The organism is Salipiger marinus (assembly GCF_035481585.1).
Classification (GTDB): Bacteria; Pseudomonadota; Alphaproteobacteria; order Rhodobacterales; family Rhodobacteraceae; genus Salipiger; species Salipiger marinus.
The window spans coordinates 59,171-79,310 of record NZ_JAYKSL010000009.1 but is presented as its reverse complement, the minus strand read 5'-3'; the positions used below and the strand labels follow the sequence as shown (position 1 = coordinate 79,310).

Here is a 20,140-nt window from a genome sequence, read left to right as displayed (position 1 = left end):
TCTGCCGGGGCCGTCAGAGCGGCCCCAGCAGATCGGCCACATGGCCCAGCGGGTGACGCAGCGTGTCGCCCGACAGCCGCTCCGCCTGACAGCGGCAGGAAAACCCCGTCGCCAGAACCGGCAGATCGGGGCTCATCTGATCCCGCCATGACAGGTCAAAAAGCCTGCGCGACACCGGCTGGTGCCGGGTCTGATGGCCGAACAGCCCCGCCATGCCGCAGCAGCCCGTGGCCGGGGTCTGCAGATCCACCCCCAGCGCCGCGAAGATCCCGGCCCAGTCCGCCGCCGCCTGCGGATCGGCGGTGGCTTCGGTGCAATGCGACAGCAGCCGCGCGCGCCCGGGTTTCGCCTGCGCAAACCGCCGCCCCGCCGCCAGTTCGGCGCGCAGGAACTGCTGCGGCATCAGCACGTCCGGCACGGCAATCCCTTCCCGAGCATATTCCTGCCGCAGCATCAGGCCAAAGGCGGGCTCGAAGGCCACCAGCGGCGCGCCCGTGGCCGCCGCGCGCTGCAAGAGCGCGGCGAGCCGTTCCGCCATGGCGCGAAAGCCGCGCAGATCGCCCGCGCCATGCGCGGCCTTGCCGCCCGGCAGCATCTCCAGCAGCCGGGGCCTGTATCCCAGCGCCGCCAGCCCCGCCACCACATCGCGCTGCACCCGGTCATCAAACAGCGCGGTAAACCAGTCCTGCACAAGGATCACCGTGCCCTCGGGCAAGGGCCCCGACAGATCGCGCGCGCGCAGCCGCAGCGCGCCCGGCTGCGCGGCGGCCAGACGGCGCGGCAGATCGGTGCTGCCGGTCAGGCGTTCGGCCAGCGGCACCAGCGCGGGCCAGACCGGGCGCAAGAGCGGCGCCAGCCGCATCGTCAGCGGGCTTGCGCGTTCGGCGGCCAGCACCAGCCGGTCGGACAGGCTGCGGGCGTGGCGGTCGTGATAATCGGCCAGAAAGGCGCTGCGCATGGCGGGAATGTCCACCTGCACCGGACAGCTGGAGGCGCAGGCCTTGCAGCCCAGACAGGTGTCGAGCACCCCCAGCAGATCCGCCTCGCGCTGCGCCAGATCGGGCGCCCCTTCGGCGCGGGCGCGATGCCAGCCGCGCAGCGCGTCGGCCCGGCCCTTGGGGCTGTGGCGCAGATCGGCGCTGGCCTTGAACGACGGGCACATCGGCGTGGTCGCGGCATAGCTCAGGCATTGCGCATTGCCGTTGCAGCGGAAGGCGCGGGTCAGCGGGTCGCCCTCGGGCGCGTTGAACGGGCGGAAGGGCGTGGTGTCGATGCCAAGGATCGTGCCTTCGCCACCCACCAGCTTGCCCGGATTGTAGCGCCCCTGCGGATCGAATGCGGCCTTGACGCCCTGCAGCGCGGCATAGGCCTCCGCGCCGATCCAGTCGCGCAGATAGGCGCCGCGCACCCCCTTGCCGTGTTCGCCCCAGAAGATGCCGCCATGTTTGCGGGTCAGCGCATAGACCGCATCCGACACCGCCTTCAGCCGGGCGCGGTCGGTGGCGCTGTCGATGTCGAGCGCAGGGCGGATATGCAGGCAGCCCACATCCACATGGCCGTAAAGCCCGAATTCCAGCCCCTGCGTGTGCAGCGTCTCCAGAAAATCATCCAGAAAGGCGGGCAGGTTTTCCGGCGGCACCACGGTATCCTCGACAAAGGCGACGGGCCGCGCCCGCCCCTCGACCTTGCCCAGAAGCCCCACCCCCGCCGAGCGCACCGCCCAGAGCGCGCGGATCTCCTCGGCATCCTGCGCCACATGCACGGCGCCCAGCCCGGGCAGGCCGCGCAGGATCGACAGGCCGTCGGCCATGCGGCGGTCCACCTCGGCGGCGGTGCCGTTGATTTCGATGAACACGAAGGCGACGCGCCCCGCCGCCCCCTCCTGCAGCGCGGGCGGCAGCCGGGTCAGCAGCCCGGCCTGCTGCGCCAGAGCCTGCACACGTTCGTCCATCACCTCTACCGCCGTGGGATCGGCGGCCAGCAGCGGCGTGGCCGAGGCCAGCGCCGCGCGGATGCCATCAAACCCCGCCACGATCAGCCGCTTTTCCGGCTCGATACGCCGCAGCTTGACCCGGATGGCAGAGATCAGCCCCAGCGTGCCTTCGGATCCGGGAAACAGCCGCCACCAGTCGAACCCGCCGCTTTCGGGGCAGGCCCGCTCCAGATCATAGCCGGTGAAGCGGCGGTTGATGCGGGGGGTCGCCGCGATGAAGGCCGCGCGCCCGGCCCGGGCCGCCTGTTCCGCCGCCGCCAGCATCGGCTGCGCCCAGTCCGGGGCGGGATCAAGGCTGCGCAGCAGACCTTCGGGCCGCGCCAGCTCCAGCCCCAGCAGGTTGTCCGAAGTCTTGCCATAGATGCGCGAACCCTTGCCCGAGGCATCGGTGCTGACCATGCCGCCGATGGTGCAGCGCGAGGAGGTGGAGGCCTCCGGCGCGAAGAACCAGCCCGAGGGGCGCAGCCGCGCGTTGAGATCATCCAGCACCATGCCCGGCTGCACCTCGGCCCAGCCTTCGGTCTCGTCCACCGCGATCAGCCCCGCCATATGCCGCCGCGTGTCCACGATCACGCCCGCATTCAGGCTCTGGCCATTGGTGCCGGTGCCGCCGCCGCGCGCCGTCACCGGCATCCGGGCAAAGGCGGGCTGATCCATCACCTGCAGCAGCGTCACCATGTCGGCGGCATCCATGGGCGCCACCACCAGATCCGGCGCGATGCGGTAGACGGAATTGTCGGTGGCCATCGCCTCGCGCAGCGCGCTGTCGCGGCTGACATCGCCCCGGAACCCGGCCCCGGCCAGCGCCGCTTCCAGATCAGAGACCTGCGCCTGCGACATGTGCGGAATTTCGGCATTGTCCTTCATCTGGCGACCTCTGGCTGGTGGACTCTGTTGATTTCTGCCGCATTTTGTCATAAAATCCGAATAACATGAAGATGATTGCGGAAAAACAGAATATAAACTTCCGACATCTGCGCGCCCTGCACGCGGTGGCCGCCGAAGGATCGTTTTCCGCCGCCGCCGAAAGCCTGGGCGTCGTGCCCTCGGCCCTGTCGGAACTGATGCGCCAGCTTGAAGCCTCGGTCGGGGCGCCGCTGTTTGACCGGCGCAGCCGCCCGCCGGTGCTGACGCCGCTCGCGCGGGATTTTCTGGATGACACCACGCCGCTGCTGGACGGGATGGACCGCGCCCTGACCCGGCTGCGGCAGAGCGCCGGGCTGGAAGAGGGCGAGCTTCTGCTTGGCGCTTCGCCCTCGGCCATTTCGGAACTGCTGGCGCCGGTGCTGGCGGAGTTCCTGCGCGGCCGTCCGGGGCTGCGCTGCACCTTGCATGACGACATCGCCGAACGGCTGGCGGGCATGGTGTCGGACGGGCGGCTTGATCTGGCCATCGCCGGGCGGGCGCAGCAGTCCCCCGACCTGCGCCAGCGCGCCATCCTGCGCGATCCGGTGGGGCTGGCCTGCCCGGCGGGCCATGGCTTTGCCGAGGCCGGAGAGGTGGCGCTGGCCGATATTCCGGCGGCAGATCTGATCGGGCTCGACCCCGAAACCGGCACGCAGCACCTGCTGGCCGGATGTGAGGCAATCCCCCGCGCCTTTCTGCAGACCCGGCTGCGGGCGCATTCCACCGTGGCGCAGCTGTGCATGATCCGCGCCGGGCTGGGGCTGGCGCTGCTGCCGCGCAACGCGGTCGCGCTGTTCCGCGATCCGGGCATCGTCTTCGTGCCGGTGGCGGGGCTGGATCTGTGGCGCACGCTGCATCTGCTGGAACCCGCCCGCCGCCCGCTGACCGAAGCCGCCCGCGCCTTTGTCGAGGCGCTGGAAACGACCGTGCCCGCCCTGACCCAGCCCTGACCCAAAGAGGCCTGCCATGTCCCCTGCCCTGCCCTTCACCTGCCGCAAGGCGCCCGCCACCGGATCGGGCGGCATGGTGGTCACCAATCACCCGCTGGGATCCGCCGCAGGCCACGAGATGCTGGCAGCGGGCGGCAATGCCGTGGATGCGGCGGTGGCGGCGCTGCTGGCGCTGACCGTGGTGGAGCCGATGATGGTCGGCATCGCGGGCGGCGGCGTGGCGCATCTGCGCCTGCCCGACGGGCGGCACAAGGTCTATGACTGCCTGTCGCAGGCCGGTGCCGCCGCCACGCCCGACATGTTCCGCCCGGTCTCTGACGCGCTGCCCAATTACATGGAGGCCGAAGGCCGCGCCAATCTGGTCGGCCCCGGCGCCGTGGCAGTGCCGGGCAACCTTGCGGGTTGGTGCGCGATGCAGGCCGAGCATGGCGTGCTGCCCTTTGCCGAGGTCATCGCCCCCGCCATCCGCCATGCCGCCGACGGCTTCCGCATCACCGCCTATCTGACCAGCAACATCGAACGCCATGCCGAGGATCTGGCGCAGGATCCGGGCATGGCGGCGCTGTTCCTGCCCGGCGGCGCCCCGGCACGGCCCGGTCACCGGCTGGTGCAGAGCGCCTATGCCGAAAGCCTGCGGCTGGTGGCGCAGCAGGGCGCGGGCGCGCTGCATGGCGGCAGCTTGGGTCAGGCGCTGGTCGATTTTCTGGGCGCCGCAGGCCATCTGACGCTGGACGACCTGCGCGGCTATACCCCGCGCGAGCGCGAGGCGATCTTTGGCAGCTATCGCGGCTTTGACATCGCCGGGCCGCCGCCGCCCGCCTCCTCGGGGGTGCATGTCGCGCAGATGCTGCACATGCTCGAAGGCTACGATCTGGCCGCCATGGGTTTTGACAGCCCCGAACGGCTGCACCTGCTGGCCGAGGTGATCCGCGTCGGGTTTGAGGACCGCCGCGCCGCGTCCGGGGATCCGGATTTTGTCGACATCCCCGTGGAAAAGCTGATCTCCAAACCCTATGCCGAGGCGTGCCGGGCGCGGCTGCGCGAGGTGGGCGGCGCGGGCGCCGTGGCGCCGGGCTATGAGAGCCGCAACACCACCCATGTCACCGTGGCCGACCGCGACGGCGGCATCGTCTGCGCCACCCACACCATCAACGGGCTTTTCGGTGCGCGCATCATGGTGCCGGGCACCGGCATCATCCCCAACAATTACATGTATAATTTCGACCCGCATCCGGGCAAGGCGCTGTCGGTCGCCCCGGGCAAGCGGGTGCCCACCTCCATGGCGCCGATGATCGTGCTGAGAGACGGCGCCCCCGCCTTTGCGCTGGGTCTGCCGGGCGCGCTGCGCATCTTCCCCTCTGCCCTGCAGGCCATCGTCAACCTGATCGACCATGGCATGACCCCACAGCAGGCGGTGGAGGCGCCCCGGCTCTGGACCGAGGGCGGGCATCTGGAACTGGAGCCCGGCTATGCCCATCACGCCGAGGCGCTGCGCGCGCGCGGCCATGACGTGCAGCTGGTGCCGCATGTGGGCGGCGGCATGAACGCCATCGCCTTTGGGGCCAATGGTGAAATGACGGGCGCCGCCTGCTGGCGCGCTGACGGAACCGTGTCCGTGCTGGGCGGCGGGCTGGCGGAGGCGGGAATTTCCTTCCATATCTGACCCGGGACATCCCCGGAGAGAGAGGCTTCCATGGAGCAGAAGACGCTGTTGCTGACCGGCGCAAGCCGCGGGATCGGACATGCCACGGTCAAGGTGTTTCAGGCGGCGGGCTGGCGGGTCATGACCGTCTCGCGCAGCCCGTTCGACGCGCGCTGCCCGTGGCATGCGGGCAATACCGACCATTTTCAGGGCGATCTGGCCGATCCGGTGGCCCGCGCCGATCTGGTCGCCCGCGTGCGCGAGACGCTGGGCGGTCAGGGGCTGAACGCCATCGTCAACAATGCCGGCATCTCTCCCAAGGGTCCGGCGGGCGAACGCATGGGCATCGCGGGCAGCGATGACGATCTGTGGGCGCAGGTGCTGGCGGTCAACCTTGTGGGGCCTGCCACGCTGATGCGCGACCTGCTGCCAGAGCTGGCGCGCGGGCGCGGCGCCGTGGTCAATGTGGGCTCCATCGTGGGCTCGCGGGTGCATCCCTTCGCGGGCGTGGCCTATGCCTGTTCCAAGGCGGCGCTGGCGGCCCTGACCCGCGAGGCGGCGGCGGAACTGGGGCCGCGCGGCATCCGCGTCAACATGGTGACCCCGGGCGAGATCGAGACGGAAATCCTGTCGCCCGGCACCGAGGACATGGCGCAGATCATCCCGCTGCGCCGTCTGGGCAAGCCTGACGAGGTGGCGCGCGTGGTGCTGTTCCTGTGTTCGGAACAGGCCTCTTACGTCAACGGTGCCTCGATCGACGTGAATGGCGGACAGCATGCCTGAGGCGCGGGGGCGGCACGCCGCCCCCTGCCGATTGCCGGGTTCAGTAACCGCGCACCGCGTCCGCCACATCGGCGCAGGTGCCGGTTTCGGCAAAGGTCCGCAGGTTCTGCGCGATGATCCGCCCGCCGGTCGCCGCATCGATCTGCGAGGCGACATGCGGGGTGACGGTGATGGCGGGATGGCCCCAGAAACCATGATCGGCGGGCAGCGGTTCGATGTGGAACACGTCCAGCGTCGCCTGCTTGATCTGCCCCGACTCCAGTGCGGCCAGCAGATCCTCCTCCACCAGATGCGCGCCGCGCGCGCAGTTGATGACGCAGGCGCCGGGCGCCAGCCGCGCGAAGAGCCCGGCATTCAGGATGCCGCGGGTGCTGTCGGTCAAGGGCAGCAGGTTCACGAGGATCTCGCAGCCGTCCAGAAAGCCCGCCAGCCCCTCGGCCCCGGCAAAACACGCCACCCCCTCGACCTGCTTTTCGGATTTCGACCAGCCGCGCGTGGCAAAGCCCAGTCCCGCCAGCGTGCGCGCGGCCTCGGCGCCAAGATTGCCCAGCCCCATCACGCCCACCACCCGGTTCGGCGCCACCGGCACCACGATGGCGTGCCAGTCGTGATCGCGCTGCGCCTGCAGCTGGCGCGGCATGTCGCGGTGATGGCGCAGCACGTGCAGCGCCACATATTCGCGCATCCGCTGGGTCAGATCCTGCCCCACGGTGCGGATGATCGGCACGCCCTGCGGCAGCTGGTCATCCTCCAGCACATGGTCGATGCCCGCGCCGATGGAGACGATGGCGCGCAGGTTGGGAAACCGCGCCAGATCGCCGCTGCGCGGACGCCAGACCACGGCATGCTCGACCGCGTCCGGATCGGCTGCGGCCTCGGCAAAGGACTGGACCTGCCAGCCGGGCAGCAGATCCTGCAGCATGTCGACCCACCAGCGGGTCTTGTCCTCGGCGGGCAGGTAAACGGCAACGGTCATGGGGCATCCTTTTTAGACAGTAAGAGACAGGGAAGGCGATGAATTTCAAGCAGCTGGAGGCGTTTTACTGGCTGAGCCAGATCCAGAACTACCGCCAGACCGCCGAACGGCTGGGACTGACGCAGCCTGCGGTGTCGGCGCGGATCCAGTCGCTGGAAAACGATCTGGGCAAGGTCCTGATCGACCGCGACGCGCCGGGGTTCCGGCTGACCGATCAGGGGATGGAGGTGGCGGAATTCGCGCTGCAGTTCCTGAACCTGCGCGAGACGATGAATGCCCGCCTGCTGGACAAGCAGAAGCAGCGCCTGTCGCTGGGGCTGGCGGGCATGGCCGCGATCACATGGGGGCCGGATCTGCTGGGCCGGATGCGGGCAGAACAGCCCGAGATCATGCTGGACATCTATGCCGGATCCGACCTGCAGCTGCGCCGCTTCGTCGAGGCGGGCACGCTGGATCTGGCCTTTACCGCCAGCGGAGACCGGGTGGGCGCGCCCGCCTTCACCACGCGCTATCAGGTGGGCTGGGTGGCACGGCCCGACGTGGTCAAAGGCCTGCCGCTGCCGATGACCCCCGAGGCGCTGCGCCGCCTGCCGCTGGTGCTGTATCCAAAGACCTCGCCGATGTTCAATCCGGTGGCCGAATATGTCGACGAGATGCGCAGCCAGCCCGCGCCGCGCCATTACGGCAATTCGCTGGCCACCATCTGCGAGATGCTCCGGCTGGGCTACGGCGCCTCGGCGCTGTCGCTGACCGCGCTGGAACGTGACATCACCGAAGGCCGCCTGATGCAGATCCCCGTGACCGAGCAGATCGCGCCGCTGGACGTGGCCTGCACCCATGTGAACCGCGCCCGGCGCCAGCAGGTCAGCCTTGTGCTTGAACTGGCGCGCGAGGTGGCGCGGGACTGGTGCGCGGCGCATCCGGCCTATACCTCCTTTCACGACGGCGGCTGAGGCTACTGCCCCAGCTTGGCCTCCACCATCTTGGTGGCGCCGGACATCTGGCCCAGATGGGTGCCGCCGGTGATCTTGGCCTCGTTGACGCGGCCACGTTCGGTCTTGGTCTCGCCCTCGGCCAGCACCTCGTCCAGATCCTCGGGGGCAATGAACAGCACGCCGCTGTCATCGGCCAGCACCGCATAGCCCGGCAGCACCGCAGCGCCGCCGATGCTGACCGGCACGTTGAAACCGCCGCCGGAATTGTAAAGCCGTGTCGTCACCGGCGAGGCACCGCGCGACCACATGGCGAAATCCTGTTCGGCGATCTCGGCGGTGTCGGTATGCGGGCCATCGACGCAGCCGCCATCCAGCCCCATCATCGCCGCCATGCGGGTGACGCCGCCACCCCAGCAGGCATATTTGGTGTCGCCCAGCCGGTCGACGGCGAGGAAATAGCCCGGACCCACCGAGCTGAGGCAGTGATGCAGCAGCGTGGAATCAAGCCCCGGAATGGCCAGCGTCGCCACGGTCGAGGCCACGACCTTGCCGGTCAGCACCGGCTGGATCGCGGGCGCGGCAAAGCCGAAATGGTAGAAATGCCCGATGGTCGCGGTTTCGAGCTTTGCCAGACGGTCCAGCTTGTCCTGCGGGATGCGCGCGGGCATCGGGTTCAGCTTGTAGATGAGGTTGGACATCTGTCCCCCTTATTGCTTGCCAAGGATGAGATCGGGAAGGAAGGTCACGGTCTGCGGCACATAGGTGAGCAGGATCAGCACCGCAAAAAGCGGCAGCAGCATCGGCAGCACCGCCAGCGTGACCTTTTCGAACCGCACGCGGCCCACCTCGGCCACGATGTAAAGGCCGATGCCCATGGGCGGGGTCGCGATGCCGATCAGCAGGCCCAGCTGGATGATGATGCCGAAATGCACCCGGTCGATGCCATAGGCGTCGATGAGCGGCAGCAGCGTCGGCACGAGGATCAGCTTGGCGGGCACGCCTTCGACCACGCAGCCGACAAGGATGATGAAGACCAGCAGCAGGGCCAGAAACACGTTGCGGTTTTCGGTCAGCGAGAAGGTCCAGTCGGCCAGCTTCTGCGGCGTCTGGTCGATAGCCAGAAGCCAGCCCATCGCGATGGAAAAGGCGATGATGATCATGATGACCGCCGTCATCATCGCGGTGTCCGACAGCGCGCTGAAGAACTTGCCCAGCGTCAGCTCGCGATACCACACCCCAAGGAAGATGCAGTAAAGACAGGCCAGCACCCCGGCTTCGGTGGCGGTGACAAAGCCGAACATGATGGAGCCAAGGATGATCGCGGGCGCCATCAGCGCGGCAAAGCCATGCTGCGCGGTATGGGCCACCTCGCGCACCGTGGCGCGCGGCTGGGTCGGGAAATCCTGAAATCCGGCGCGCAGGCGCACATAGATCATCAGCGCCAGCCCCACGAGGATCCCCGGCACCAGCCCGGCAAGAAACATCCGTTCGATCGACTGCTGGGCAAGGAAGGCATAGATCACCAGCCCGATGGAGGGCGGGATCAGCGGCCCGATCACCGAGGAGGCGACGGTGATCGCGGCGGCGAAGTCGGGCTTGTAGCCCGCCTCGCGCATGGCCTTGATCTCAATGGCGCCAAGGCCCGCGCAATCGGCCACGGCGGCGCCGGAAATGCCCGCGAAGATCATGGATGACAGGATGTTGACCTGCGCCAGCCCCGCCTTCAGATGCCCGACCAGCGCGTTGGCGAAGGCGAAGATGCGTTCGGTCACGCCGGTGACGTTCATCAGGTTGCCCGCCATGATGAAGAACGGCACGGCGGTCAGCGAGGCCTTGTTGACCCCCTCCAGCATCTGCTGGGGGATGATCTGCAGCGCGTTGGAGAAATCCGAGGTGAGAAAGGTCAGCACCGTCGCCATGCCGATGGCGATGGAGATGGGCACGCGCAGCAGGATCAGCGCGATGAAGCTGCCGATGAGGATCCAGGCCAAGGTCAGATCTCCGGGTGATGGTCGGTGACGTTTTCCGGCATGCCGGCGGCCATCTTGGCCAGATCGAGCAGCGCGGTCAGCAGGATCAGCGCCGCCGAGACGAACAGCGGCACCGACAGCGCAAGCCGCGGCAGTTCCAGCCCGGCGGGCAGGATCGCGCCGTCATAGACCCCGCGCGAGGTGGCGATGACCCGGGGCAGCTGCCACAGCAGCACGCCGGTCACCGACAGGGTGGCCAGATCGCTGACCAGCCGGGTGACGGCCATGCCCATTGGCCCGAACAGCCCCGCGATAAAATCCACGCGCACGTCCTTCAGCCGGGCATAAAGCGCGAAAAAGCCGAAAAAGCTGAGCCAGATGAAAAACACCATGGTCCATGGCCACATCCAGTAGGCGGCAAGCCCCATGGGCCGCAGCACGATGGTGGCCGCCGTCAGCGCCAGCATGATCAGCAGGCAGAGATTGGACAGCCACAGGAACGCGCCGCCCAAGCTCCAGCTTGCCCGGTCCAGCCGGTTCAGAGCCCGCGTCAGCGGGCTCTGGGGGTGATAGTCCTGCGGTGTCACTGGCTGGCCGTCCGGCTGGCCTCGATGGCGTCGATAAAGCCTTCGGGCAACTCGCCCGATGCCGCCATCGCCTCGTAGAAGCCCTGCATCTTTTCCACCAGCGGCGCGGTGTCGAGCACGGTATAGGTGGCGCCCGCCTCTTCCATCCGCGCGATGCTTTCTTCGGCCACGCCGAACATCACCTCCTGCGAATAGGCGCCGGTTTCTTCATAGGCGCGCAAAAGGCCCGCGCGGGTTTCCTCGTCCAGCGCCGCCAGCGCCTCTTCGTTGACCATGAAGCCGATGGACTGCCAGTATTCGTCATGGCGGGTGATGTAGGGGGCCACCTCGTTGAAGCGCATGGATTCCACCAGCGCCACGGGGGAATTCACCGCCTCGACGATGCCCTTGGAAATGCCCTGATAGACTTCGGTCCATGGCAGGGTGATGACCTCGGCGCCCAGATGGTCCCATGTCTCGATGGCGACCTTGTTTTCATGCATGCGGATCTTGATGCCCTCGATATCCGCCGCCGTCTCGACGGGCACGTTGGACACCATCACCCGGAACGGGCCGCGCAGCACCTGCGTGGGATCGCCAAGCGGGCGCACGCCGGACTGTTCGGCGGCGGTGTCGAACCAACCGCTGACCGTGTCCGAAGTCATGAACCGCTGCCAGTGGTCGAAATCGTCAAAGGCGAAGGCCGCCGCGACCCATGCCAGCGCCGGCTCCCATTTCTTCAGATAGCCGAAGCCTTCGGCATAGACCTGCACGATATTGGCCTGAAGCTGTTCAAGGACGGCATCCTCCTTGCCCAGCTGTTCGTTGGGATAAACGTCGATCTTCAGCTCGCCATTGGTGTATTCTTCGGTCAGATCGGCGAATTTTTCAAAGACCTGCCCCTCGGGGCTGTCCACCGGCATCTTGGTGGCCATGCGCCATGTGGTTTCGGCCTGCGCCGCGCTGCCAAGCGCAAGCGCCATGGCGGTGGCAAGGGTCAGTCGGGTCATCGTGGTCATTGGGTGTCTCCCTGATGGAGGTGAGGTGCCGGATTTTCCGGTTCTGTGAGGATCAGTCGTGCAGGCCGCGCGCCACATGTTCGACCACCAGCCCGGCGCCGATGGCGGCAAGGCGGTCGACCAGCACGGCGCCGGTTTCGGCAGAGCAAAGCGTGGGATCGCAGCCATAGGCGCCGGTTTCGGTCGCCTCCAGCGCCTCGATCGGCACCTGAATCTTGGCCCCGTCAAAGGTGATGCTGGAAAAGCCCGAAATGCTCAGCCCCTTCACGGTGCTGCCGGTGGGGGCGGGGCGCACCAGATCGGGGCGCAGCAGGTCGGGGTAGAAATGCAGGCCGACCGAGGTCAGCGGGTCGCCGCCATGGCCGGAGCTGGCCTTGGCCTTGTCGGCGCCGATCAGCCCCGGCAGCTCGCCATAGGCCACCTGCCACAGATACATGGAGGGCACGAACAGCCCCGCCTTCTGCCGCCAGCGCAGCGCCACCTCGGTGATGGCGGGCACGTTGCCGCCATGGCCGTTGACGATCATCAGCTTGCGGATGCCGTGGCGGTCGAGACAGCCGAACATGTCATCCAGAATGCCGCAGAGCGTGGCATGGCTGATCGAGATGCCGCCATGGCTGCTGTCGAAATAATCCTTGCCGCCAAAGGGAATGACTGGCGCCACGAAGGTGGCAACACCTTGGGCGCGGGCCGCCTTGGCGATTTCCAGCGCCATCAGGTCGGCGGCCATGTAATCGCCCATGGGCGCATGGATGCCCTGATCCTCCAGCGAGCCCATGGGCAGCAGCACCACCGCGTCAGAGGTCAGATGCTGGCGGGCCTCTTCGGAGGTCAGTTCGGCCATGCGGATTTTGGGGGTCATGTCGCGCTCCTGCTGTATCGGTCGTGGCGGTCAGTGAAGCGCGCCATGGCGGGGGGCGTCCAATTCAAACGGCTTGTGCCGCGATAGAGAAAATTTGCCCCCCTCATCCGGCGGGGGCGCCGCGTTCGAAACGGGCCAGCCGGAAGGGCGCCGGATCGACCAGCGGCGCGGCGCCGGTGGCCAGTTCCGCCGCAAGCTGGCCCGCGCCGGGACCGATGCCGAACCCGTGCCCCGAACAGCCGGTGGCGATGACCAGACCGGGCAGGCCGGGGGCGTGGTCAAGGATCGGCACGCCATCCGGGGTCACGTCGATGATGCCGCCCCAGCTTTGCGCCACCCGCGCCTGCACAAAGACCGGAAAGACCGCGCGCACCTCGCGCATCGCCTGCCCCAGCGCGTGCTGCTGCGGTTCGGGATCAAGCACCCGGCAGCGTTCGAACGGGGTGACCGCCTCCGCGCTCCAGCGGCGCGGGGTGGTGGCGCCCTGCCACAGCCCGTGATCCAGCGTCAGCGCCAGTTCGTGCCGGTTGCGGCGCAGGCCGGGCAGGAAATCAGGCAGCAGGCGAAAGGCGTCGGGCGTGATCTGCACCGCCGCCCTGCCCCGCCGCGCGAGCGTATAGCCGCCATCCAGCCGGGGCCGCAGGCCGAACGCGCCATTGCCCAAGGCATGACGGGGCCCGCCCGGCAGCGGTCGTGTGGCCAGCACCGAACTGCGCACCCTGAGCTGCGGCAGATCAAGCCCGTGATTGCCGGCAAAAAGCCGCGACCATGCCCCGCCTGCAAGGATCACCGCATCGCAGGCGATGCGCCCGCGTTCGGTGACAACCCCGCTGACACGCCCGGCGGACAGATCAAGCGCCCGCGCGGCGCAGCCAGTCAGCACATGCGCCCCCGCGCGGCGCGCCGCCTCGGCCAGCGCGGGGGCGGCAAGGGCAGGTTCGGCGCGCCCGTCTTCCTCGGTCATCACGGCCTCGGTGTCGCGCAGACGGGCGCCGGGAAACTGCTCTGCAAGCTCGGCCCGGCTGAGCCGCCGCACCGCAAGGCCGAACTGCGCGGCGTCCCGTTCGACAGTCGCCAGCCATGCCAGCTGCCGCGCGCTTTGTCCGGAATAGACGATGCCGCTGCGGCGAAAGCCGGTCTCCTGCCCGATGCGCGCGTTGAGCCCCTGCCAGATCCGCAGGCTTTCGATGCCAAGCGGATATTCCGCCACGGCCCGGCCCATGCGCCGCACCCAGCCCCAGTTGCGGCTGGACTGTTCGCCCGCGATCCGGCCCTTTTCCAGCAGGGCGACGCTGTGGCCCTGCTCGGCGGCCCAAAGTGCCGCCGACACGCCAAGGATGCCGCCGCCGATCACCACCAGATCCACCGCACGTGGCAGGCTGGCATCCCCCGCCACCTCCTGCACGACAGGCCGCGTCATGCGCCCGCCTCGTAACGCCAGTTGACCAGCAGTTCCGGCACGCTGGCGGTGTTGGGCAGCGCCACCACCTCGGCCACCAGATGCGCCAGATCCTCTGGCTGGGTGATCTCGCTGCGTGGCAGGTCGTGGCGCAGCGTCATGTCGGTGGCGACAAAGCCGGGGCAGACGGCGCAGGCGCGCAGGCCCTCGTCCCAGCCCGCGCGCCGCGCCGCATGGGTCAGCGCCACGGCGGCATGTTTGGTCATCTGATAGCCCGCGTTCAGCCCCAGCACCCGCTTGCCCGACAGCGAGGCCAGCACCACCACCCGCCCCCGCCCCGAGCGGCAGAGCGCGGGCAGCGCCGCACGCACCAGCCGGAACGGCGCCTTGACGTTGACGGCCAGAAGCTGCTCCAGCATCTCTTCCATCTCGGCATCGGGCTGCGGCGGATCGGGGCGCAGCTCCAGCGGGCCGCTGATGCCCGCGCTCAGCACCAGCACGTCGAGACGGCCAAACCGCTGCTCTGCGGCCCCGGCCAGCGCGCGGGCGGCGGCGGGGTCGGTGGCGTCATAGCGCACCACCAGCGGATCCAGCGCCGCCAGATCCCCGGGCAGCGCGTCGGGATCGCGCAGCCCCAGCACCAGCTGATGCCCCCGCGCCGCAAGCTCGCGCGCGATGGCGGCGCCGATGCCCCGGCTTGCCCCGGTCAGGACAGCGACGGGGGCGGTCATGCCACGGACTCCGGGCGGGCCTTGATGCAGGCGGCCTGCCAGCCCGGCCCGATCTCGCGGAACTCGGGCACGGCCTCGGCGCAGGCGGCTTCGGCCAGCGGACAGCGGGTGCGGAACGGACAGCCCGAGGGCGGATTGGCGGGGCTGGGCAGTTCCCCGGGCAGCACGTCGAACCCCGCCTCGCGCCTGCGCGGCTGCAGCGAGGGCGTGGCGGTCAGCAGCGCACGGGTATAGGGATGCGCGGGCGTGCCGAACACCTGCGCGGCGGGGCCTTCTTCCACGATACGGCCCAGATACATGACCACGATGCGGGTGCAGAGATGGCGCACCACATGCAGGTCATGGCTGATGAACAGCATGGCAAGATCCAGATCGCGGCGCAGATCCATCAGCAGGTTCACCACCTGCGCCTGAATGGAGACGTCGAGCGCCGAAACCGGCTCGTCGGCCACGATAAAATCCGGGCGGGTCGACAGGGCGCGGGCCACGGCGACGCGCTGGCGCTGGCCGCCGGAAAATTCATGCGGACGGCGCGACGCGGCACTGGCGGGCAGACCGACCTGATCCAGCAGCCGCGCCACCTCGGCGCCGATTTCGGCGGGCGGGACGATGCCATGGATGCGCAGCCCGTCGCCCACCTGCGCGCCGACGCTGCGGCGCGGATCAAGCGAGCCGAAGGGATCCTGAAACACCATCTGCATCCGCCGTGCCAGCCTGCGCCGGTCCGGCCCGCGCACCGTATCAAGGTCGCGCCCGTCAAAGCGCACGGCGCCGGTGGTGGGCGCATCAAGCCCCATCATCATGCGGCCCAGCGTGGACTTGCCGCAGCCCGATTCCCCAACAACGCCCACGGTTTCGCCGCGCGCGATGGCCAGCGTCACGTCGCGCACCGCCCAGATGTCGCGCGCCCGTCCCAGAAGCCCCTGCCGCTGCGGGAAGTTGCGGCCAAGGGCCTGCGCCTCCACCAGCGGGGCGGGGGATGTGCCCAGATCGAACATCAGGTGACCTCCTTCCAGCGGATGCAGCGGGTGCTGCGGCCCTCTGCGGGGGCGCTGGCCACGGGGGCTGCTGCCTCGCAGAGCGGGCGGGCAAAATCGCAGCGCGGCGCGAACCGGCAGCCGGGCGGCATGGCATGGGGCGGCGGCACCGAACCGGGGATCGCCACCAGCCGCTCCGCCCCGCCTTCGGGGACCGAGGCGATGAGCGCGGCGGTATAGGGATGGCGCGGGCGGGCGAACACCTCGGCCACCGGGCCCTGTTCCACCACCTCGCCCGCATACATCACCACGACGCGGTCGGCGATTTCCGCCACCACCGCCAGATCATGGGTGACAAACACCAGCCCCATGCCGGGCGTGTCGCGTTTCAGCTGCAGGAACAGCTGCAGGATCTGCGCCTGAATGGTGGGATCGAGCGCGGTGGTCGGCTCGTCCGCCAGCAGCAGCCGGGGGCTGTTTGCAACCGCCAGCGCGATCATCGCGCGCTGGCGCTGCCCGCCCGACAGTTCATGCGGATAGGCGCGGCAGCGGCGCTCGGGGTCGGGGATGCCCACCTGCCGCAGCAGATCGACGACGCGCGCGGGGATGCCCGCCTCGGGCATGCCCGCCACGCGCAGGGTTTCGGCCAGCTGGTCGCCGATGCGCAGCACCGGGTTCAGCGCGGCGGCGGCATCCTGAAACACCATGGAGATCTCGGTGCTGCGCAGGCGGCGGAAGCCCTCGTCATCAAGCTGCGCCAGATCGACCGTGGTGCCCTCGCGCGTGGTGTAAAACGCCTCTCCGCCGGTGACCGCCAGCCGGTCGGGCAGCAGCCCCATCAGCGCGAGGCTGGTCAGGGTCTTGCCGGAGCCGGATTCACCCACCAGCGCCACGGTCTGCCCGGGCCGCACGGTGACATCGGCGCGGCGCACCAGATCAAGCCCGTGGCGCGGCCCTTCTACCGCGATGGCCAGATCGCGGATCCGCAGCAGCGGCGCGTCGGGGGCGGCAGGCTGCGGCGCGGCGGCCGCCTTCCGCGCGGGGCGGTGCAGCCACAGCGCGCCGCCCGCCGTGATCTGGCGCGGATCCAGCACCGACTGCAGCCGGTCACACAGCAGGTTGAACGACAGGATGGTGCCCGCCAGCGCCAGCGACGGCCAGACCAGCAGCATCGGCGCCACCTCCATCGCGCCGCGCGCGGCGCGGATCATCAGGCCCCAGGATGGTGTGGGCGGCACCACGCCCAGCCCCAGAAAGCTGAGCCCGCTTTCGATCACCATGGCCGAGGCCACCACCAGCGACATCTGCACCAGAAGCGGCGGCAGCACGTTGGGCAGGATGGTGCGGGTCAGGATCGCCAGCGGATGCGCCCCCATGGCGCGCTGCGCGGTGACAAAATCCAGAGAGCGGACCTGCAGCGTCGCGGCATAGACCACGCGGGCATAGTTGGGCGTGTAAAGCAGCGTCAGCGCAAGGATCAGCGGCCCGGTCCCCGCGCCCAGCAGGGTGACCACCAGCAGCGCCAGCAGGAGCGGCGGCAAGCACAGGATCACCTCGGAGGCGCGGACGGTGACCAGTTCCACCACGCCGCGGAAATAGCCGCCGAGCAGGCCCAGCGTGGTGCCCAGCACGGCGGCGGCCAGCGCCGATCCCACCGCGATGAACAGCGAGGCGCGCCCGCCCCAGATCAGCCGCGCCAGCACGTCGCGGCCAAATTCGTCCTGCCCCAGCCAGTGCTCTGCCGAGGGGCCGGAAAAGCGCCCCGGCACATCCATCATCCGGACATCGGCCAAGGGCAGCACCGGGGCCAGCAGCACCACCGCCACCAGAAGCCCCACGAGGATCCCCGGCAGGATCAGCTTGCGCGCGGCCCGGCTCATGACGCCCCCAGCGAGATGCGCGGGTCAAGCAGCGCGTTCACCACATCGACCAGCAGGTTGAGAAAGACGAAGAGCACGGAGATGACCATGACGATGCCCACCACCTCGGGGTAGTCGCGGGCATCGACGGCGGCGACCAGATAGCCTGACAGGCCCGGCCAGTTGAACACGAATTCCACCAGCACCGTGCCGCCGATCAGCGTGCCCATCTCCAGCCCCAGCACGGTCAGCACCGGGATCAGCGCGTTGCGCACCACATGGCGGCGCAGGATCGGCCCGCGGGGCAGGCCCTTGGCCCGGGCGGTGCGCACATAGTCGCGCTGCAGCACCTCCAGCACGGAGGCGCGGGTCATGCGGGTGATGACCGCCCAGACGCTGAGCCCCACCGCCCCCGCAGGCAGGATCAGCAGCTTCAGATGCTGCACCGGATCCTCGGAAAATGGCACGAAGCCGCCTGCGGGCAGCCATTGCAGCTGCTGCGCGAAGATCAGGATGACCACCGAGCCCACCACAAAGACCGGGGTGGACAGCGCCACCGAGGACAGGAGCGAGACAAAGGCATCGATCTTGCCGTCGGCGCGGATCGCCGCATAGGTGCCCAAGGGCACGCCGAACAGCGCGGCAAGGAAGGCGGCGGCAAGGATCACCTCCAGCGTGCGCGGCAGGCGCAGCAGGATCTGTTCCATCACGGGCGCGCCGTCGCGGAACGACCCGCCCAGATCCCCGGTCAGAACCCCGGTGACATGCTCGATATATTGCTGCCAGAGCGGCGCGTTCAGCCCCATCTTCTCGCGCAGCGCCGCCACCGCCTGCGGATCGGCGGCGATGTTGCCCTGACTGAGCAGCAGTTCCGCCGGATCGCCGGGGATCAGGTGCAGCAGCAGGAACACCAGACTGACGACGAGCCAGACCAGAAAGAGCGCGATCAGGCTCCGGTATGCGATGTATCTGAGCATGTCTGGACCGGATCAGCCGAAGAACGTCTCTTCCAGCGTGATGCCGGAATAGAAGGTCAGCTGGCCGGGCATGTTGGTGAAGCCCTCGACGTTCGACTTCATGCCATAGCCCTGCGCGCGCCATGCAAGCCCGGCGATGGGGGCGGTGTCGATGGCCACCTGTTCCATCTCGCGGTAGATGGCGCGGCGTTCCTCGGGATCGAAGGTGGCGCGGCCCTTGGCGAAAAGCGCGCTGATCTCCGGCGTGTCGATGCCATAGCTGCGCACGAAACTTTCGGGCAGCGAGCCGTCGAGCACGTTCACCAGCCCGTCGGGATCGTTGTTGTCGGCGGTGGTGCCCATGACCGCCAGATCATAGCTGCCCTCGTTGCCCTTCTGCACCCGGCTCGACCATTCCGGCAGGTCAAGCTGCGCGTTGATGCCCACCATGGACAGATAGGCCTGACAGACCTCGGCGGTGGACTGGTGCATGCCGTATTGCGCGGTCGACAGCAGCGCGCAGTCGAACCCGTCGGGATAGCCCGCCTCGGCCAGCAGCGCCTGCGCCTTTTCGGGATCATAGGCCCATGCGTCGGCGAATTCGGGATTGTAGAATTCAGACCCTTCGGCAATGGGCAGATGCGCCAGCGCGCCGCCCCGGTTGTAGAAGGCAGCGGCCACGATATCCTCGCGCTTGATGGCATGGGCCACGGCGCGGCGCACCAGCGGGTTGTCGAAGGGCGGGCGGCTGGCGTTGAAGGTCAGATACATGAAGGGACCGTCGACGCTGTCGAGTTTCAGCGCGTCGCTCTCCTCCACCTGCGCCATGGCCTGCCACGGCACATATTCCGACAGATCCACATCGCCGGCTTCCAGCGCGGCGACGCGCAGGTTTTCATCGGCATAGACCGTGGCCTCGATCCCGGCGAGCTTGGGCAGGCCTTCCTTGTAATAGCCGTCAAAGGCCTTGAGGCTCAGCGACACGCCGCGTTCGGTGGACTCCAGCGTGAAGGGGCCCGCGCCGATGGTGGTGTCGCGCGGCTCTCCCTCCTTGAGGATGGGCATGTGATAATGGGCGAACCAGCCGGGCAGCACCGCCAGCGGTTCGGCGGTGACCATGCGCACGGTGCGCTCGTCAGGGGTTTCCACCGCGGTGATCAGCGACAGCTGGCCCTGACGGAAGGCGGCGCTGTCGGGCTTGGCCACCTCGGCCACGGTCCATGCCACATCGGCGGCGGTCACCGGGCTGCCATCGTGCCATGTGGCCTCGCGCAGCTTGAACACCCATGCGCCCTCGTCATCGGCTTCCCAGCTTTCGGCCAGTTCGCCGCGCAGCGCGCCATCGGGGCCGTAGCTGACCAGCCCGCGATGCATCATCAGCTTGATGGTGCCCGCCGCCGTGCCGGTCGAGGCCCATGCGTCAAAGCTGGGCGGGTAGGCGGAGAGCGCAAAGCGCAGCGTGCCGCCCTCCTGCGCATGGAGCCTGCGCGGCCCCAGAAAGGCCAGCGTGCCCGCGGCGGCGGCGGTGGAGGCCAGAAAGCCCCGGCGGTTCAGTCCATTGGTCATGTGATGTCTCCTTGCTGGGTGGGGGCTCTTGTCGGCCCTTGCGGGGGAAC

At 68.8% G+C, this 20,140-nt stretch carries 17 protein-coding genes; 4 read left to right on the top strand and 13 right to left on the bottom strand.

Features of this window, described 5'->3' with window-relative positions; genetic code table 11:
• Positions 1–13: 13 nt before the first annotated feature.
• Positions 14–2,860: an FAD-binding and (Fe-S)-binding domain-containing protein gene (locus VK682_RS13450; RefSeq protein WP_230795234.1), complete on the bottom strand. Its 2,847-nt coding sequence runs from the start codon at positions 2,858–2,860 to the stop codon at positions 14–16.
• Positions 2,861–2,931: 71 nt separating this feature from the next.
• On the opposite strand from VK682_RS13450, the gene VK682_RS13445 reads away from it, so the two are divergent.
• From VK682_RS13445 to VK682_RS13435, 3 genes are read left to right on the top strand one after another with little or no spacing between them, the layout of a single operon-like run.
• Positions 2,932–3,849 carry a LysR family transcriptional regulator gene (locus tag VK682_RS13445; protein ID WP_230795235.1) on the top strand — a complete coding sequence of 306 codons (918 nt, stop codon included), beginning with the start codon at positions 2,932–2,934 and terminating at the stop codon, positions 3,847–3,849.
• 16 nt (positions 3,850–3,865) lie between these two features.
• On the top strand, positions 3,866–5,512 hold the full coding sequence (gene ggt, locus VK682_RS13440; protein WP_230795236.1) for a gamma-glutamyltransferase: 1,647 nt from the start codon (positions 3,866–3,868) through the stop codon (positions 5,510–5,512).
• A 30-nt stretch (positions 5,513–5,542) separates the two neighbouring features.
• A complete protein-coding gene (locus VK682_RS13435; RefSeq protein WP_089846720.1) occupies positions 5,543–6,274 on the top strand; it encodes an SDR family NAD(P)-dependent oxidoreductase in 732 nt (243 codons plus the stop codon).
• Positions 6,275–6,314: 40 nt separating this feature from the next.
• Here the strand turns inward: VK682_RS13435 and VK682_RS13430 are convergent, their stop codons facing one another.
• A complete protein-coding gene (locus VK682_RS13430) occupies positions 6,315–7,250 on the bottom strand; it encodes a 2-hydroxyacid dehydrogenase (protein ID WP_230795237.1) in 936 nt (311 codons plus the stop codon).
• 38 nt (positions 7,251–7,288) lie between these two features.
• Here VK682_RS13430 and VK682_RS13425 point away from each other — a divergent pair, with 38 nt between their 5' ends.
• A complete protein-coding gene (locus VK682_RS13425; RefSeq protein WP_089846715.1) occupies positions 7,289–8,203 on the top strand; it encodes a LysR family transcriptional regulator in 915 nt (304 codons plus the stop codon).
• 2 nt (positions 8,204–8,205) lie between these two features.
• On the opposite strand, the gene VK682_RS13420 is transcribed toward VK682_RS13425, so the two are convergent.
• The 11 genes from VK682_RS13420 to VK682_RS13370 form a co-directional block, all read right to left on the bottom strand.
• Positions 8,206–8,883, bottom strand: a complete 678-nt coding sequence (locus VK682_RS13420; RefSeq protein WP_089846713.1) for an RraA family protein — start codon at positions 8,881–8,883, stop codon at positions 8,206–8,208.
• A gap of 9 nt (positions 8,884–8,892) precedes the next feature.
• On the bottom strand, positions 8,893–10,176 hold the full coding sequence (locus VK682_RS13415) for a TRAP transporter large permease (RefSeq protein ID WP_089846711.1): 1,284 nt from the start codon (positions 10,174–10,176) through the stop codon (positions 8,893–8,895).
• A 2-nt stretch (positions 10,177–10,178) separates the two neighbouring features.
• On the bottom strand, positions 10,179–10,742 hold the full coding sequence (locus tag VK682_RS13410) for a TRAP transporter small permease (protein WP_230795239.1): 564 nt from the start codon (positions 10,740–10,742) through the stop codon (positions 10,179–10,181).
• Complete coding sequence (locus VK682_RS13405; RefSeq protein ID WP_230795240.1) at positions 10,739–11,740, bottom strand: TRAP transporter substrate-binding protein; 1,002 nt, start codon at positions 11,738–11,740, stop codon at positions 10,739–10,741. The genes VK682_RS13410 and VK682_RS13405 overlap by 4 nt, the downstream gene beginning before the upstream one ends.
• Before the next feature lie 52 nt (positions 11,741–11,792).
• Positions 11,793–12,602, bottom strand: coding sequence for a creatininase family protein (locus VK682_RS13400; RefSeq protein ID WP_230795241.1), 810 nt, complete (start codon positions 12,600–12,602; stop codon positions 11,793–11,795).
• 103 nt (positions 12,603–12,705) lie between these two features.
• Positions 12,706–14,022 carry an NAD(P)/FAD-dependent oxidoreductase gene (locus VK682_RS13395; RefSeq protein WP_324782058.1) on the bottom strand — a complete coding sequence of 439 codons (1,317 nt, stop codon included), beginning with the start codon at positions 14,020–14,022 and terminating at the stop codon, positions 12,706–12,708.
• Entirely contained in the window at positions 14,019–14,732 is a 714-nt protein-coding gene (locus tag VK682_RS13390; protein ID WP_230795243.1) for an SDR family NAD(P)-dependent oxidoreductase, read from the bottom strand. Before VK682_RS13390 ends, VK682_RS13395 begins: the two co-directional genes overlap by 4 nt.
• A complete protein-coding gene (locus VK682_RS13385) occupies positions 14,729–15,730 on the bottom strand; it encodes an ABC transporter ATP-binding protein (RefSeq protein ID WP_230795244.1) in 1,002 nt (333 codons plus the stop codon). The genes VK682_RS13390 and VK682_RS13385 overlap by 4 nt, the downstream gene beginning before the upstream one ends.
• Positions 15,730–17,589, bottom strand: a complete 1,860-nt coding sequence (locus VK682_RS13380; protein ID WP_230795245.1) for a dipeptide/oligopeptide/nickel ABC transporter permease/ATP-binding protein — start codon at positions 17,587–17,589, stop codon at positions 15,730–15,732. The genes VK682_RS13385 and VK682_RS13380 overlap by 1 nt, the downstream gene beginning before the upstream one ends.
• A complete protein-coding gene (locus VK682_RS13375; protein WP_324782057.1) occupies positions 17,586–18,545 on the bottom strand; it encodes an ABC transporter permease in 960 nt (319 codons plus the stop codon). The genes VK682_RS13380 and VK682_RS13375 overlap by 4 nt, the downstream gene beginning before the upstream one ends.
• Positions 18,546–18,557: 12 nt before the next feature.
• The gene (locus tag VK682_RS13370; protein WP_324782056.1) at positions 18,558–20,090 is read right to left on the bottom strand and encodes an ABC transporter substrate-binding protein; all 1,533 of its coding nucleotides are present in this window, start codon (positions 20,088–20,090) and stop codon (positions 18,558–18,560) included.
• Positions 20,091–20,140 lie beyond the last annotated feature (50 nt).

Coding starts and splice junctions, on each gene's coding strand:
- VK682_RS13430 (WP_230795237.1), bottom strand. CDS start 7,250: ATGACCGTTGCCGTTTACCTGCCCGCCGAGGACAAGACCCGCTGGTGG.
- VK682_RS13380 (WP_230795245.1), bottom strand. CDS start 17,589: ATGAGCCGGGCCGCGCGCAAGCTGATCCTGCCGGGGATCCTCGTGGGG.
- VK682_RS13405 (WP_230795240.1), bottom strand. CDS start 11,740: ATGACCACGATGACCCGACTGACCCTTGCCACCGCCATGGCGCTTGCG.
- VK682_RS13375 (WP_324782057.1), bottom strand. CDS start 18,545: ATGCTCAGATACATCGCATACCGGAGCCTGATCGCGCTCTTTCTGGTC.
- VK682_RS13425 (WP_089846715.1), top strand. CDS start 7,289: ATGAATTTCAAGCAGCTGGAGGCGTTTTACTGGCTGAGCCAGATCCAG.
- VK682_RS13420 (WP_089846713.1), bottom strand. CDS start 8,883: ATGTCCAACCTCATCTACAAGCTGAACCCGATGCCCGCGCGCATCCCG.
- VK682_RS13390 (WP_230795243.1), bottom strand. CDS start 14,732: ATGACCGCCCCCGTCGCTGTCCTGACCGGGGCAAGCCGGGGCATCGGC.
- VK682_RS13445 (WP_230795235.1), top strand. CDS start 2,932: ATGATTGCGGAAAAACAGAATATAAACTTCCGACATCTGCGCGCCCTG.
- ggt (WP_230795236.1), top strand. CDS start 3,866: ATGTCCCCTGCCCTGCCCTTCACCTGCCGCAAGGCGCCCGCCACCGGA.
- VK682_RS13385 (WP_230795244.1), bottom strand. CDS start 15,730: ATGTTCGATCTGGGCACATCCCCCGCCCCGCTGGTGGAGGCGCAGGCC.
- VK682_RS13370 (WP_324782056.1), bottom strand. CDS start 20,090: ATGACCAATGGACTGAACCGCCGGGGCTTTCTGGCCTCCACCGCCGCC.
- VK682_RS13435 (WP_089846720.1), top strand. CDS start 5,543: ATGGAGCAGAAGACGCTGTTGCTGACCGGCGCAAGCCGCGGGATCGGA.
- VK682_RS13395 (WP_324782058.1), bottom strand. CDS start 14,022: ATGACGCGGCCTGTCGTGCAGGAGGTGGCGGGGGATGCCAGCCTGCCA.
- VK682_RS13450 (WP_230795234.1), bottom strand. CDS start 2,860: ATGAAGGACAATGCCGAAATTCCGCACATGTCGCAGGCGCAGGTCTCT.
- VK682_RS13400 (WP_230795241.1), bottom strand. CDS start 12,602: ATGACCCCCAAAATCCGCATGGCCGAACTGACCTCCGAAGAGGCCCGC.